General features: G+C 57.8%; 14 protein-coding genes and 3 pseudogenes. 12 read left to right on the plus strand and 5 right to left on the minus strand.

The window, feature by feature from the left end:
- Positions 1–900, plus strand: a 900-nt coding sequence (locus tag ACIP66_RS18810) for an AMP-binding protein (protein ID WP_400649873.1), incomplete at its 5' end; no start/stop codon positions are given.
- Between the two features lie 196 nt (positions 901–1,096).
- Here ACIP66_RS18810 and ACIP66_RS18815 read toward each other — a convergent pair.
- Positions 1,097–1,474, minus strand: coding sequence for a hypothetical protein (locus tag ACIP66_RS18815; RefSeq protein WP_008082340.1), 378 nt, complete (start codon positions 1,472–1,474; stop codon positions 1,097–1,099).
- A gap of 198 nt (positions 1,475–1,672) precedes the next feature.
- Here ACIP66_RS18815 and ACIP66_RS18820 point away from each other — a divergent pair, with 198 nt between their 5' ends.
- From ACIP66_RS18820 to def, 3 genes are all read left to right on the plus strand, one after another.
- Positions 1,673–1,864, plus strand: a complete 192-nt coding sequence (locus ACIP66_RS18820; protein ID WP_053122994.1) for a CsbD family protein — start codon at positions 1,673–1,675, stop codon at positions 1,862–1,864.
- Positions 1,865–2,029: 165 nt separating this feature from the next.
- A complete protein-coding gene (locus ACIP66_RS18825; RefSeq protein WP_053122992.1) occupies positions 2,030–2,986 on the plus strand; it encodes a YihY/virulence factor BrkB family protein in 957 nt (318 codons plus the stop codon).
- Positions 2,983–3,522, plus strand: coding sequence for a peptide deformylase (gene def / locus ACIP66_RS18830; protein ID WP_400649876.1), 540 nt, complete (start codon positions 2,983–2,985; stop codon positions 3,520–3,522). Before ACIP66_RS18825 ends, def begins: the two co-directional genes overlap by 4 nt.
- Before the next feature lie 81 nt (positions 3,523–3,603).
- Here def and ACIP66_RS18835 read toward each other — a convergent pair whose 3' ends face one another.
- Positions 3,604–4,011 (minus strand): GNAT family N-acetyltransferase, encoded by a 408-nt coding sequence (locus ACIP66_RS18835; RefSeq protein WP_400649878.1) that lies wholly within the window; start codon positions 4,009–4,011, stop codon positions 3,604–3,606.
- 324 nt (positions 4,012–4,335) lie between these two features.
- Here ACIP66_RS18835 and ACIP66_RS18840 point away from each other — a divergent pair, with 324 nt between their 5' ends.
- The 6 genes and pseudogenes from ACIP66_RS18840 to ACIP66_RS18865 all read left to right on the plus strand — a co-directional run.
- Entirely contained in the window at positions 4,336–5,277 is a 942-nt protein-coding gene (locus ACIP66_RS18840; RefSeq protein WP_400649881.1) for a fatty acid desaturase, read from the plus strand.
- A 142-nt stretch (positions 5,278–5,419) separates the two neighbouring features.
- Positions 5,420–6,211: a phosphate/phosphite/phosphonate ABC transporter substrate-binding protein gene (locus ACIP66_RS18845; protein WP_400649884.1), complete on the plus strand. Its 792-nt coding sequence runs from the start codon at positions 5,420–5,422 to the stop codon at positions 6,209–6,211.
- 179 nt (positions 6,212–6,390) lie between these two features.
- The gene (locus ACIP66_RS18850) at positions 6,391–6,918 is read left to right on the plus strand and encodes a sigma-70 family RNA polymerase sigma factor (RefSeq protein ID WP_400649887.1); all 528 of its coding nucleotides are present in this window, start codon (positions 6,391–6,393) and stop codon (positions 6,916–6,918) included.
- Positions 6,915–7,928, plus strand: coding sequence for an ABC transporter substrate-binding protein (locus ACIP66_RS18855; RefSeq protein ID WP_400649890.1), 1,014 nt, complete (start codon positions 6,915–6,917; stop codon positions 7,926–7,928). Before ACIP66_RS18850 ends, ACIP66_RS18855 begins: the two co-directional genes overlap by 4 nt.
- Before the next feature lie 528 nt (positions 7,929–8,456).
- Positions 8,457–9,233: pseudogene (locus ACIP66_RS18860) on the plus strand (PAS domain-containing protein); the annotation flags it as partial.
- A gap of 114 nt (positions 9,234–9,347) precedes the next feature.
- Positions 9,348–9,776, plus strand: a pseudogene (locus tag ACIP66_RS18865) (methyl-accepting chemotaxis protein); the annotation flags it as partial.
- A 117-nt stretch (positions 9,777–9,893) separates the two neighbouring features.
- On the opposite strand, the gene ACIP66_RS18870 reads toward ACIP66_RS18865, so the two are convergent.
- Entirely contained in the window at positions 9,894–11,312 is a 1,419-nt protein-coding gene (locus ACIP66_RS18870) for an MFS transporter (RefSeq protein ID WP_400649893.1), read from the minus strand.
- Between the two features lie 125 nt (positions 11,313–11,437).
- Positions 11,438–11,878, minus strand: coding sequence for a PACE efflux transporter (locus tag ACIP66_RS18875; RefSeq protein ID WP_053122973.1), 441 nt, complete (start codon positions 11,876–11,878; stop codon positions 11,438–11,440).
- Between the two features lie 121 nt (positions 11,879–11,999).
- Here ACIP66_RS18875 and ACIP66_RS18880 point away from each other — a divergent pair, with 121 nt between their 5' ends.
- Positions 12,000–12,872 (plus strand): LysR family transcriptional regulator, encoded by an 873-nt coding sequence (locus ACIP66_RS18880; protein WP_282357922.1) that lies wholly within the window; start codon positions 12,000–12,002, stop codon positions 12,870–12,872.
- Between the two features lie 121 nt (positions 12,873–12,993).
- Here the strand turns inward: ACIP66_RS18880 and ACIP66_RS18885 are convergent, their stop codons facing one another.
- Positions 12,994–14,025 carry a LacI family DNA-binding transcriptional regulator gene (locus tag ACIP66_RS18885; RefSeq protein WP_400649897.1) on the minus strand — a complete coding sequence of 344 codons (1,032 nt, stop codon included), beginning with the start codon at positions 14,023–14,025 and terminating at the stop codon, positions 12,994–12,996.
- Positions 14,026–14,240: 215 nt separating this feature from the next.
- On the opposite strand from ACIP66_RS18885, the pseudogene ACIP66_RS18890 reads away from it, so the two are divergent.
- Positions 14,241–14,301: pseudogene (locus ACIP66_RS18890) on the plus strand (gluconokinase); the annotation flags it as partial.

A 14,301-nucleotide genomic window follows, 5' to 3' on the forward strand; every position in this document is an offset into this window, starting at 1 on the left:
ACCTTTCAATGCATGGCGATGATGCTGATCGGCAACCACAACATCCTGAACAGCAACCCGCGCGACCTGCCGGCAATGGTCAAGGAACTGTCGAAGTGGAAGTTCAGCGGTTTCGTCGGCCTCAACACGTTGTTCGTGGCGCTGTGCAACAACGAAGGTTTCCGCAAGCTGGACTTCTCGGCGCTGAAAGTGACGTTGTCGGGCGGCATGGCCCTGCAACTGGCCGCTGCCGAGCGCTGGAAAGCGGTGACCGGTTGCTCGATCTGCGAAGGTTACGGCATGACCGAAACCAGCCCGGTCGCCACGGTGAATCCGATCCAGAACATCCAGATCGGCACCATCGGCATCCCAGTGCCATCGACCCTGTGCAAAGTCATCGACGATGCCGGTGTCGAGCAGCCAATGGGCGAAATCGGCGAACTGTGCGTCAAGGGCCCGCAAGTGATGAAGGGCTACTGGCAGCGTCAGGAAGCTACCGATGAGATGCTCGACAGCGACGGTTGGCTGAAAACCGGCGACATCGCGCTGATCCAGCCGGACGGCTACATGCGCATTGTCGATCGCAAGAAAGACATGATTCTGGTTTCCGGTTTCAACGTTTATCCGAATGAACTGGAAGACGTGCTGGCGACCCTGCCAGGCGTGTTGCAGTGCGCGGCCATTGGCATCCCGGACGAGAAGTCGGGCGAAGCGATCAAGATTTTCATCGTCGCCAAACCGGGCGTGACGCTGACCAAGGAAACGGTGATGGAGCACATGCGCGCCAACGTCACCGGTTACAAGGTGCCGCGTTCGGTCGAGTTCCGCGATGCACTGCCGACCACCAACGTCGGCAAGATCCTGCGCCGCGAACTGCGCGATGAAGAGCTGAAGAAGATCAAGGCCAAGTCCGCCGCCTAAAACACCAAGCCCCGCAGATGCGGGGCTTTTTGTTGGTGCAGAGCATGGCTTTGATCGTTCCCACGCTCCGCGTGGGAATGCCGCCCCGGACGCTCTGCGTCCAGAACTGCTGGGACGCAGAGCGTCCCTAGATGCATTCCCACGCAGAGCGTGGGAACGACCATGTAGGAGCTGCCGCAGGCTGCGATCTTTTGATTTACTGACGGAACGGCGCGAAATTCACATTAGTCCCCGCCGGACGCATGTCCTGCAGATACGAATCCTTGTCCGCGCTCAATTCCAGGCTCAGCGCCGCTTTGCGCTTGCCTTCATTGCGAATCACCAGCCCTTCGAGCTTTTCACGCAGAAACACCGTCGGCACTTTCAGGTGCAGCAGTTCGTCGGTGGCCGGCGTGTGCATCAGCAGGTGAATCCACTCGTACTGACCAATCGCCAGACGCGACACTGGCAGGTCGAACCACCAGATGTTGCGGTTGCGGTTCAGTTCGGCGAAGTGGCAATTGTTGGTGCCGAGCACGGCGCCGCCCAGTTCCTTGTTTCTACGGGCGATGGCGAGCGTTTTATCGAGTTTCATAACATTCCTGCAGGATCGGTTCCTGGCGCGTGGCGCCCTTATGTTGCGCATTCTCGGGGCATTGCACGCAAACATAAAGCCCAACCTGTTCGTCGCGACGAAATGATCCGGCGAAAAATAAATGAAACTTGGCGCAAACCCGGCCAGTCAATCATTACGTACTGACTTTTCCCCCTAATTGCACCAAGGAGAAACACCATGAGTAGCACAGGCGATAAAGTAAAAGGCATGGCCAACGAAGCGGTCGGCAACGTCAAGCAAGGCGTCGGTAAAGCCACCGACAACACCAAGCTGCAGGCCGAAGGCAAAGTCCAGGAGAAAAAAGGCGAAGCCCAGCAAGCGGTCGGCAAAGCCAAGGACGCTGTCAAAAAAGGCGTCGACAAGGCGTAATCCAGCCTTGAACGAAAGACACGAGCGGCCATCCAAGGATGGCCGTTTTTGTGTCGAAATCCTGCTGACACCCACCAAGGTTCGCCAAACAAGCTACCTTGATGTAAAAAACGGCCCCTGAGTCGCCACGACTTCAAACCTGTATTGCGGCGAAAGGAGACGCGAATGATATTTCCAGACATGAAAGGTCTGCCCCTGCACCGAGTGATGGTGCGCACGGTCACTGAATTCGTCGATGACGAAATGTCGACCTACGCCTCGGCACTGGCCTACCAGATGCTGTTCTCGCTGTTCCCGTTCATCCTGTTTCTGATTGCCCTGATCGGTTTCCTGCACCTGCCGGACTTTTTCTCCTGGCTGCGCCTGCAGTCGGAACTGGTGCTGCCACCGCAGGCGCTGGAATCAGTGAACCCGGTGATCGACCAGTTGCAGCAGTCCAAGGGCGGCTTGCTCTCGGTCGGTATCGTCATCGCGCTGTACACCGCGTCTGCCGGCGTGCGCCTGATGATGAGCGCGATGAACGCGGCGTATGACGTGGTTGAAGGCCGACCAATCTGGAAGCGCTTTCCGCTGTCGGTGGTCTACACCGTCGGCATCGCCGGCATGCTGCTGATGGCCGCCGCGCTGATGGTGCTCGGCCCGCAAGTCATGGGCTGGATTGCCGCGCAAGTGGGGCTGGAAGAGGTCATCGTGACCATCTGGACGATCGCGCGCTGGCCGGTGATCGTGATTTTGATGATGGTTGCCGTGGCCCTCATCTATTACGTAATGCCGGACGTCAAACAGGAATTCCGCTTCATCACTCCGGGCTCGGTATTGGCCGTGGTGGTGTGGATCATCGCCTCGTTGGGTTTCGCGTTCTACGTAAAAACCTTCGCCAACTACAACGCGATGTATGGCAGCATCGGGGCGATCATCGTGCTCTTGCTGTACTTCTACATTTCCGCTGCGGTGCTGCTGCTCGGCGCGGAGATGAATGCGGTGATCGAGCACATGTCCAGCGAGGGCAAAGACGAGGGCGAGAAAGTCCCCGGCGAACTCGATGAACAACCCAAACAACACGTCTCGGGCCTGGGCCGCGATCATTCGCTCAAGCCGGACACTGACGAAGCCACATCATGATCCGTGAAATCCTCAAAATGGGCGACGAGCGCCTGCTGCGCATCGCCCCGCCAGTGCCGCCGGAAATGTTCAACAGCCCTGAGTTGTGGCAACTGATCGACGACATGTTCCAGGCCATGGAAAGCGTCGGCGGCGTTGGTTTGGCTGCACCGCAGATCGGCGTCGATCTGCAATTGGTGATCTTTGGTTTCGAGCAGAGCGAACGTTATCCGGACGCTGAAGCCGTGCCGCAGACCATCCTGATCAACCCGCTGATCACGCCGTTGAATCCGTTGATGGAGGAGGGGTTTGAAGGGTGTTTGTCGGTGCCGGGTTTGCGCGGCGCGGTGGATCGTTATCAGCAGATTCGCTACGAGGGTTTTGATCCGAAGGGCGAGCCGATCATGCGTGTGGCTTCAGGTTTTCATGCGCGGGTGGTGCAGCATGAGTGCGATCACCTGATCGGCCGGTTGTACCCTTCGCGGATTACTGATTTCAGCAAGTTCGGTTTTACCGAAGTGATGTTCCCGGATCTCGATCCCACAGCTGACGATTAACCAGAATCAAAAGATCGCAGCCTTCGGCAGCTCCTACAGGGATAGGTGTAGGAGCTGCCGAAGGCTGCGATCTTTTGATCTTCACCCCAGGCCCATCGCAATCATCGGCTTGCTCCGCGCATACCGGCTCAATCGCTCCGCCATCGCCTGCGGCAACTCAGGATCAAACCGGAACCCGCGCCGCTCATAAAACCCGCGCAAATCCGGATGACAGAACAGCCACACCGGTTCCGTCACATCCTGAACCGCCGCTGCCATCAACTGCGCCGCAATCCCCTGATCCCGACACCCCGGATCAACAAACAACCCGGTCAACCAATGCCCACCCGCCACCGGTCGCAAGCACAATGCTGCAACAATTTCCCCACGTCGCGCGACCCACAATTGCGCATCGCGCACGGCTTTCATCGAGGATTGGTGGCTGCGGTAAAACTTGTTCATCAACGGCCAAAGTGACGCGTCGAGCAGGCTGTATCGGGTATCGGGCATGGGTTCTGACTGTCGGTAGATTTCGCGGCGATTATAAAAGAACGCGCGCGTCTGGATAGGTGTATACCTGAGCTCACATCCCCTGTGAGTGGAGTACGCATCATGTCCAAAGGTATGGATTCAAAGAAAGCCGCGAAGAAGAAACCGGCCAAGACCGCGATTGAAAAACGCGCGGAGAAGAAGGCCAAGAAAACCGATATTTTCGGTCATTGATCACGCCTTTCGGAAGCCCGGTTCTCGGGCTTCCCTGTTGATCCAAAATAATCTGCAAGATTCTCGGTGGTCGTTGCACAGAAAGGGAAGGAACCCGCTGCGAGCAACGCCATGCCCCATTATTTCGACGCCACCCACCGTCAACACATCGAAACCCTGCGCCAACGTTTTACCGCTCGCAGCGACTGGCCGACCTGGCTGTTGTTGATCGGCGTGTATGGCGGCTGGTTTGCAATCATGTTGAACAGCCACTGGCTGGGACGGGGTTGCAGTACCGTGCTGCTGATTCCGCTACTGGTGCTGTGGCTGTCGGTGCAACACGAATTGCTCCACGGCCATCCGACGCGATGGATTCGCTTCAATAAAATTCTCGGCTATGCGCCGTTTGCCGTGTGGTATCCGTACACGTTGTATCGCGACAGCCATCTACTGCATCACCGCGATGAAGATCTGACGGTGCCCGGTGTCGATCCGGAAAGCCGTTACCTGACGCGGGGGCGCTGGCAGGGCAGTTCGCTGTTTGAACGCAGCTTGCACTGGCTGAATAAAACCGTGCTCGGGCGTTTCGCCATCGGTGCGCCGTTGGGCTTGCTGGCGTTGGCCGGTGAAGAATTGCAGCGGCTGAAAAACCGTGAGCGCCAAGCCTGGCTGATGTGGCTGACGCATGGCGCGTTCACGCTGCTGATGCTGTGGTTTATCGCGCGCTACAGCGTGTTGCCGGTGTGGCATTACCTGTTGTTGATCAGTGTGCCGGCGCTGTCGATTGCGATGATCCGCTCCTACTACGAACATCGACCGCACGCGCAACCGGAGCAGCGCACGGTGCTGAACGAAGCCGGATGGCCGTGGCGCTGGCTGTTTCTCAATCTGAATTTCCATCTGGTGCATCATGATTTGCCGGGGCTGGCGTGGTACGACTTGCCCAAGGTCTATCGCTCGAATCGCGAGCAATGGGTGGCGAGGAGTGGCGGGTTTCTGGTGCAAGGGTATGGGCAGTTGTGGCGGGAGCATGGCGTCAGACCGATCGATAGTCCCGAGCATCCTTATCACTAATTTCAAGATCACCATATATCCCCTGTAGGAGCGAGCCTGCTCGCGAAGGCGGTGTGTCATTCAAAGCGGTTTTTACTGTTACACCGCATTCGCGAGCAGGCTCACTCCTACAGTTGGAAATTCGTTGTCAGGAAATATGTGTATGACTCAACACCACGCCGAGCTCCTTATGTACACCGCCCCCGAGCCTATCCGTGTGGCCAACGAGCGCTGGCTCGCGCGCATCCTTGAACACCTCGGTCACACCCGTCTGAGCGCTGAAGGCCTGTCACTGCGCGAACTCTGGTTATCCCCCAATCTCCTGCTTACACAAACCTGCGGCTATCCATTGATGACGGCATTAAAAGGCCAGATTCGTGTGATCGGCCGCCCACGCTACGAACTCCCCGACGCCAGCGCTGGCAATCATTGCAGCCTGATCCTCAGCCGCGCTGATGACCCACGCAAAACCTTGCCAGCCTTTCGCGACAGTCGCGGCGTGATCAACAGTGAAGACTCCAACAGCGGCATGAACCTGTTGCGCCAACGCCTCGCCCCGTTGCATCGCGCTGGGCAATTCTTCTCCACGGTCGGCATCAGCGGCGGTCACCGTGAAAGCCTGCGCTGGTTGCGTGAGAAGCGCGCAGATCTGGCCGCCATCGACAGCGTCACCTACGACTACCTCGCGCAGCATGCGCCTGAGGAAGTCAGGGGACTACGTGTTGTTGGACGCAGTGCGTTCAGTCCGACGTTGCCTTTTATCACCGTCGCCAGTGCTACGGATGAACAGATCGAGCGGCTGCGGCATGTGATGAATCAGTCGTTGCACGAACTTCCGGATGTTGTGCAAACGTTGGGATTGCCTGAGGTGTTGGCGGCAGGTGAGGGTGATTATCAGGTGGTGCTCGACTATCAGCGTGAGGCTGAGGAGTTGGGGTATGGCTGCTTGCGTTGAAAGATCGCAGCCTTCGGCAGCTCCTATAGGGATCGCGTTCCGGGCTGCGATCTTTTGATCTTGTATTCCATAATCGAATATAAAAATGAAATTTAAATATTATTAATGCATAAGGCGCCTTGCTACGATCGCGCCACCGGAACACCGGACATTCAGCGACCCCTAACCCAGGAGCCCCTATGTCCGGCGCCGACCTTTCCCATCGCCAACACCTGGCCGGCCTGTTCCGCGCCCATTACCACTGGCTTTGCACCTATCTGCGTCGGCATCTGCACGACGCGGCGAGCGTTGAAGACATCGCCGCCGAAACCTTCGCGCAACTGCTCGAATCATCATCCCTGACCGCGATCCGCGAACCCCGCGCCTTGCTCACCACCGTCGCCCAACGTCTGCTTTATCAGCACTGGCGCCGTGCGGATCTACAGCGTCGGCATCAGCTACAGGTCGATGAGGAGGGCACCGCGTCGCCCGAGCATCTCGCGCAACTGTCGCAAACCCTGAAGCGCCTCGATCACACCCTGCAACGCCTGCCCGGCAAAGTCCGTTCGACCTTTCTGCTCGCCCGCATCGATGGCCTGACCTACCCGCAAATTGCTGCCGAACTGGGCATCTCCCAGCGCTCGGTCAGCGTGTACATGACCCGTTCCCAAGCCCTGTGCGATCGCCACAGCGCCAACCAATTCCTACAAGACAAGAGGTCTGCATGAGATCGATCAAAACCCTGCTCGGCGGTTCGCTACTGGCGCTGAGCTTGAGCGTCGGGGCAGTTTCTGCAACGGAGAAAACCGCGCCGATTCACTTCGGCGACATCACTTGGGAGAGCGGCAGTTTTATCACCGAAGTGCTGCGCCTGATTGTCGAAAAAGGCTACGGCTACCCGACCGATACGCTGCCGGGCAGCACCGTCAGCCTCGAAGCGGCGTTGGCAAAAAACGATATTCAAGTGATCGGCGAAGAGTGGGCCGGGCGCAGTCCGGCGTGGGTCAAGGCTGCTGCTGAAGGCAAAGTATTCGGCCTCGGCGATACAGTGAAAGGTGCCACCGAAGGCTGGTGGGTGCCGGAGTACGTGATCAAGGGCGACCCCGAGCGCGGCATCAAACCTTTGGCGCCGGAACTGAAATCGGTGGCGGATCTGCCGCGCTACAAAGACGTGTTCCGTGATCCCGAAGACCCGAGCCGTGGGCGTTTCCTCAACAGCCCGACGGGTTGGACATCGGAGATCGTCAACACTCAGAAGCTCAAGGCCTATGCGCTCAACGACAGCTTCGTCAACTTCCGCACCGGCTCCGGCGCGGCGCTGGATGCCGAGGTGGCGTCGTCGATCAAACGTGGCAAACCGGTGCTGTTCTATTACTGGTCGCCAACGCCGCTGCTCGGCCGATTCAAACTGGTGAAACTCGATGAACCGCCGTTTGATGCCGAAGCCTGGAAGACCTTGGCCGATGCCAATAATCCGAATCCCAAAGGCACGCGGTCGATGCCGGCGAGTCTGGCGATTGGCGTGTCGGCGCCGTTCAAAGCGCAGTATCCGGAGCTGGTGACGTTTTTTGAAAAGGTCGACTTGCCGATAGATCTGTTGAACCAGACGCTGGCGGGGATGAGTGAAAAACGCTTGCAGCCGAGGGTGGTGGCGCAGGCGTTTTTACGCGATCAGCCGCAGGTGTGGAAATCGTGGGTGCCCGCAGAAGTGGCTACCAAAGTCAGCAACAGCCTCTAGTTCCCAACGCCGCCCCCTGTAGGAGCTGCCGAAGGCTGCGATCTTTTGATCTTGAAAAAATCAAAGTCCAAAGATCGCAGCCTTCGGCAGCTCCTACAGGGGGCTGTTCATTTTCCGCTGAACCGATTCTTGTGCAAAAAGTCCTCACTACTGGCCGACTAGTGGCCTTGCGCAAGGTTTTGCGCTAGCTATGCTGCTCTGTAACTAACTATGTCGACCGTGCACGGTTAGTCTGCAAATTCATGCTGCCAGAGTGCGCAACCCAAGGCACCGACACTGAACCAACAAGGAGCATTTTTTAAATGGAAGTTCTTCAACGCGTTAGGGCTGGCCCGCGAGCGGGCTATCAAGAGAAGGATGTCTTGATTAGAGCGTCGCTGCATGGACTCTCCGATTGACCATCATTTATCACCTGACAACTTCCTCCCGTGGAGGAATGCGTGTGCCTGTTCTTTGGAACGTAGTGGTGGATCGTGAAAGACCTGAACTTTCATCAAATCAAAAGTCCGCGCGGAAGGTGATACAACCATGTTTAACCTACATCACAAGGCTGACCTGCTGGAAATCGAACGATTCAGCTGTGCCTTGACCGAGGCCAATGCCAAGTTGGCCGCGATCAGCCGTTCGATGGCGATGATCGAATTCACCCCCGACGGCATCGTTCTGGATGCCAACGAAAACTTCTGTAAAACCATGGGCTATGGCGCCGATGAAGTGCGCGGCAAACATCACCGGATCTTCTGTGAAGAAGCGTTTTATCGCAGCGAGGAATACGCCAAGTTGTGGCGCGACCTGGCCCGTGGTGAACCGATCAGCGGGACGTTTCTGCGTTTGAACAAAAGTGGCAAGGAAGTCTGGCTCGAAGCCAGTTACATGCCGGTGTATGGCCCGGACAAGCAAGTTAAAAGCGTGATCAAAGTCGCGTCCGACATTACCGCGCGGATTAACAAGGAGCATGAACAAGAAGCCATGCTCGCGGCGATCGGTCGCTCGATGGCCGTGATCGAGTTCACCCCGGAAGGCAATGTCATCACCGCCAACGACAACTTTCTCAAGACCATGCAGTACTCGCACAACGAAGTCGTTGGGCATCACCACAGCATGTTCTGCCACCGCAGCGAATCCGAATCGTCGCAATACAAAGCTTTCTGGGCTTCGCTCAATCGCGGCGAATATCACTCGCACCGTTTCGAGCGCAAGAACAAATCCGGGCACATGGTTTACCTCGAAGCCTCGTACAACCCGCTGTTTGATGCCAAGGGCCGCTTGTACAAAGTGGTCAAGTTCGCCAGCGACATCACCCAACAAATGACCACGCTGCAGAACGCTGCGGAATCGGCCCACAGCACCTCGGTACAAAACGACGCCTGCGCGCAAAAAGGCTCACAAGTCGTGCAGCAAACGGTGCAGATCATTCAGGACATTTCCCGCGACCTCAACGAAGCGGCGGTCAGCATCGATGCGGTGAGCAAACAGTCAGACATCATCGGCACCATCGTCCAGACGATTCGCGGGATTGCTGATCAGACTAATTTGCTGGCGCTCAACGCCGCGATCGAAGCGGCGCGCGCTGGCGAGCACGGGCGCGGGTTTGCCGTGGTGGCGGATGAGGTGCGAAGTCTGGCGGCAAGAACGAGTCAGGCGACGCTGGAGATCGTCGACGTTGTGCGCCGCAACCACGATTTGTCGCTGAGCGCGGTGTCGAGCATGCAATCGAGTTTGAGCCGTACCGGGCTTGGCGTGGAGCTGGCGAACGAGGCGGGGGCAGTGATTCAGGAGATTCAGCAAGGCTCACGTCACGTCGTCGATGCCATCAGCCAGTTCAACGAAACCCTGCAACTGAACTGACATCACACCGCCCCCTGTAGGAGCTGCGGCACGCTGCGATCTTTTGATCTTGATCTTTAAAATTCAGATCAAAAGATGAGGATCAAAAGATCGCAGCGTGCCGCAGCTCCTACAGGATCAGGCAATGTTTTCCAGCGCCAGATTACGCGTGCGCGGGCCGAAGTAGCCGATGGTCAGCATCACGATCAACATGCTGCTGGCAATGAACGCCAACACGCCGGGCGTGCCAAAACTGTCGAGAAAAAAACCGATCAGCAGGCTGCTGAACACCGTAGACAAACGACTGAAGGAATAGCAGAACCCTACCGCGCGGGCGCGAATGTTGGTCGGGAACAGTTCGCTCTGGTACGAGTGATAACTGAAGCTCAGCCAGGCGTTGCAGAAGGTGATCATCACCCCGCAAAAGATCAGCCCGAAGGCACTGGTCTGCAAGGCGAACAAGGTACCGAAGGTCATCGCACCGAGGGCCGAGCCGACGATCTGCCATTTGTTCTCGAAACGGTTGGCGAACTTGACGAACAGCAGCGGCCCGAGCGGGTAGGCGAGGGTGATGATGAACGCGTACATCAAACTGTGGGTGACGCTCACGCCCTGGCCGGACAGCAGCGCCGGCAACCAATTGCCAAAACCGAAAAAACCGATCGCTTGAAAGACGTGGAAGACGATCAGCATCAAGGCGCGGCGGCGATACGGTGGTTGCCAGATGTCGGCGAAACGACCCTTGCCTTCAACATCGACCGGCACGGTTTCCGGCATGTCCAATGCCTGGCCATGATCCTTCACGCAGCGTGCCTCGATGTTATCGAGAATCCGGTTGGCTTCGTCGAATCGACCGTGCTGCGCCAACCAGCGTGGCGACTCCGGCAGACGCTTGCGCAACCACCAGATAAACAGCGCAAACACCGCGCTCGCCAACACCACCCAACGCCAGCCGGACACACCGAACGGCGCTTGCGGCACCAGCCACCACGACATCAACGCCACTGCCGGCACCGAGAGAAATTGCACGAAAAACGCGAAAGCGAACGCGGAACTGCGCATGCGTTTGGGCACCAGTTCCGAGAGGTAAGCGTCGATGGTCACCAATTCGATGCCCAAACCGATGCCGACCAGAAAGCGCATGCAGATGATGCCCAGCGCCGAACTCTGAATACCCATCAACACCGTCGCCACGGTGTACCAAATCAGCGCGAAGGTGAAGATCGCGCGGCGACCGAAACGATCCGCCAGCGGGCTGAGCAGGCTGGCGCCGAGGAACAGGCCGAGAAACGTCGCCGAAGCGAACGCCGCTTGATCGGAGAAACCGAACACGCCCTGATTGCCGGTGGCGAAGATGCCGTCGCGGATCAGTCCGGGGCTGATGTAGGCGGTCTGGAACAAATCGTAGAGTTCGAAGAAACCACCGATCGACAGCAGCGCCACCAATCGCCAGATCGTCGCGACAGCGGGGAGACGGTCGATACGGGCGGAAACTTCGGCAGCGCGGATCGGATCGATGCCGTCGCTTTGCGCGGCGGCGGGGGCGTGTGCAGTCATGGGCAGATCCATTTTTTATTGATGGAAAAGCTTAGCCTGCTATCGGAAACCACGGATTGTGAAGAACAGCGATTTACGCCGGGAAACCGCTGATTTCTTGCAATATCTTCTTACGAATTAACGATTTATGCCGCAGCCGCCGAATCCGGCAGCGCCGAGGCCGGCAAACCGAAAATCCGGTCGAACAGCCAGTTGAACGCGAACGTGTAGCACGGGATGAAAATGATCAGCGCCAGATCCAGCAGAAATGCCTGCACCAGGCTGATGTTCATCCACCACGCAATCAACGGAATCAGGAACACGATCAGCGTCAGCTGAAAACCGATGGCGTGGGCGATGCGGCGTTTCACCGTGCGCGTGCGCGACACCTGACGGCTTTCCCAGCGCTCGAACAATGAGGTGTAAATGAAGTTCCAGGTCACGGCGATGGTGGTGATGATCACCGCCAGTGGCCCGGTGCTGCCCGGCGAAGTCCCGGACAACAGCGCCAGACCGAGAGCGGAGAAGGTCATGCCGATCACTTCGTAGAGCGACACGTAGACCAGTTTGCGTTTGACGCCTTGCATGGGAATTGCCTCTTTCTTGCCGTTTGTTGGCCAGCGGGACTGGCGAAGGCGACGAAAGATAGCTTCAATAGGGCTGACAGAAAAAGTCAGTAGCTTTCAGTTTTGGTGATAGGTAGGTGAAGTGAATTTCAACAGCGACAGCATTGAGTTGTTTCTTGCGGTGATTGAACGCGGCTCGTTTTCGGCGGCGGCTCGGGCATTGGGTCGGGTGCCATCGGCGGTGAGCATGAGTATTGGCAACCTTGAGGCCGAACTCGGTTATCTGCTGTTTGACCGCAGTCATCGCGAGCCACAACCCACGGCGATGGCGCTGTCACTGGTGCCGCACGCGCGACTGATCGCCGAACAACTCAAACAACTGCAAGTGCACGCGGTGGAGTTGTCGTTGGGGTTGGAGAGCAAGTTGTCGATTGGCGTGGTTGCGGACATTGATCGGCGGCGTTTGCTGGCGGCGATCAAGGTGATCGCCGAGCGTCATCCGTTGCTCGATATCGAAGTGCTGACCGCGCCGCAGGATGACGTGCTGGCGATGCTGCACAGTGGTCGTGTCAGTGTGTGCCTGGCGTTCGCCGGGTTGAGCATGAACGTGCTGGAGCGTTTTCAGTTCGTCGGCAGCGAACGGATGATCGCCACGCTGGCGGCGGACAGCCCGTTGTTGCGGGGGCAGGATTTGTTTCTCGAAGATCTGGTGCATGTGCGGCAGATCATCGTCGCCAGTCGCGACTTGCCGATCAGCGAGACGCGGCCGTTGGTGGCAGAGTCGTATTGGCGCACCGACAGTCTGGAAACGGCGATGGAGATGGTTGAGGCGGGATTGGGCTGGGGCAATTTTCCGTTGTCGGTGGTGCAATCGAGACTGGATAACGGCCGGCTGAAACGCCTGAATTTTCGCAACATCGAAAACGGTCTGGTGATGCCGGTGCATGCGGTGTGGCTCAAAAGCCAGCCGCTCCAGAAAGGCGCACTGGCCCTCGTTGATCTGTTGAGTGGTTGATTGTTCCCACGCTCCGCGTGGGAACGCAGCCCGGGACGCTCTGCGTCCCTTCACCGCCGAACGCGGAGCGTCCGTTGAGGCATTCCCACGCAGAGCGTGGGAATGATCGTATTGCGAAGCGTCACGTGCTTTCGCGAATCTTCAGTTCGAAACCCATGTCTTCTACTGGACGCGCAACGTTGTTACCCGCCATCAACGTCAACATCTGCTCCGCCGCGCGCCGGCCGATTGCCTCACGTGGGGTGTTGATGCTGCTCAAGCGCGGCACCATGTATTCGGACATCGGCAAGTCGTTAAAACCGAGAATCGCCACCTGTTCAGGAATCTTGATGCCATTGCGCAACGCTTCCAGCAAAGCACCCTGCGCCAAATCGTCGTTGCCAAAGAAGATCGCATCAACATCCGGATGCGCCGCCAGCAACTGCAAAAACAATTCCCCACCCAAGCCCACCGACGAAGCACGCGGCGTCAGCACTTCCAGATCCGGGTCGTAACGCCCGGCCTTCTGCAGTGCTTTGCGGAAACCCTCACCGCGCAACAACGTACGTTGATCGAGTTGCGCGCCGATGTACGCCAGACGCTTGCGCCCCCGCGATAGCAAATGCTCAGCCGCCGTTTCCCCGGCACTCAACTGCGAAAACCCGACGCAATTCACCCCGGCAGCGCTGTCCAGTTCCATCATGTACACGCAAGGAATGTTGCTCGCCTCAATCATCCGCCGCGAACTTTCCGTGCGATCAAACCCGGTCAGCAGAAACCCGCGCGGCTGATACGCCATGTAGTTGCGCAGCAGGTTTTCTTCTTCATCGCGGGAATAGTGGAAGTTGCCGATCAGTACTTCGAAGCCCTTGGGCGTGAGCACCCGATGAATGGCTTCCAGCGTGTCGATAAACAAAAGGTTGGACAACGATGGCACCAAAACCACCACCGAATGGCTCTGCGCCGAGGCCAGAGCGCGGGCGGCAGGGTTGACCACGTAGTTGAGTTCGAGGGCGGCTTTGCGGACTTTTTCTACCAGTTCGGTGGCCACGGTGCTGACCCCACGCAAGGCGCGGGAGGCGGTAATCGGACTGACACCGGCCAGGCGGGCAACTTCATTCAGGGTGGGACGGCCGGTGGTGCGGGTATTTTTATCGTTTTTAGGGGTGGTCATCGACGGCTTGCCAAACAAAAATCAAGGCACTAAGGTAGCGCTGTCCTGATGCAGCTGTAAATGCGTAAGCGAGGTCCTGCCTGATCTTCGCTTTTTGGCGTTGGGCGCAAACCTGCTGCAACCCAAAAAAACGACAAGAAGGCGTCGGCAACTTCTGCCTGTGCACTAGAGTCATAGCTAGCAAAGGTAGCGCTGTCTGCGCGCTGAGGTGTTATATGAGTCATCCCATCACCGCCCTGGTCATCATCTGCGATGCAGGTAGCGGCAAGACGTGCG

Origin of the sequence: Pseudomonas sp. NPDC088429, assembly GCF_044753305.1 — a bacterium.
Taxonomy (GTDB): Bacteria; Pseudomonadota; Gammaproteobacteria; order Pseudomonadales; family Pseudomonadaceae; genus Aquipseudomonas; species Aquipseudomonas rustica.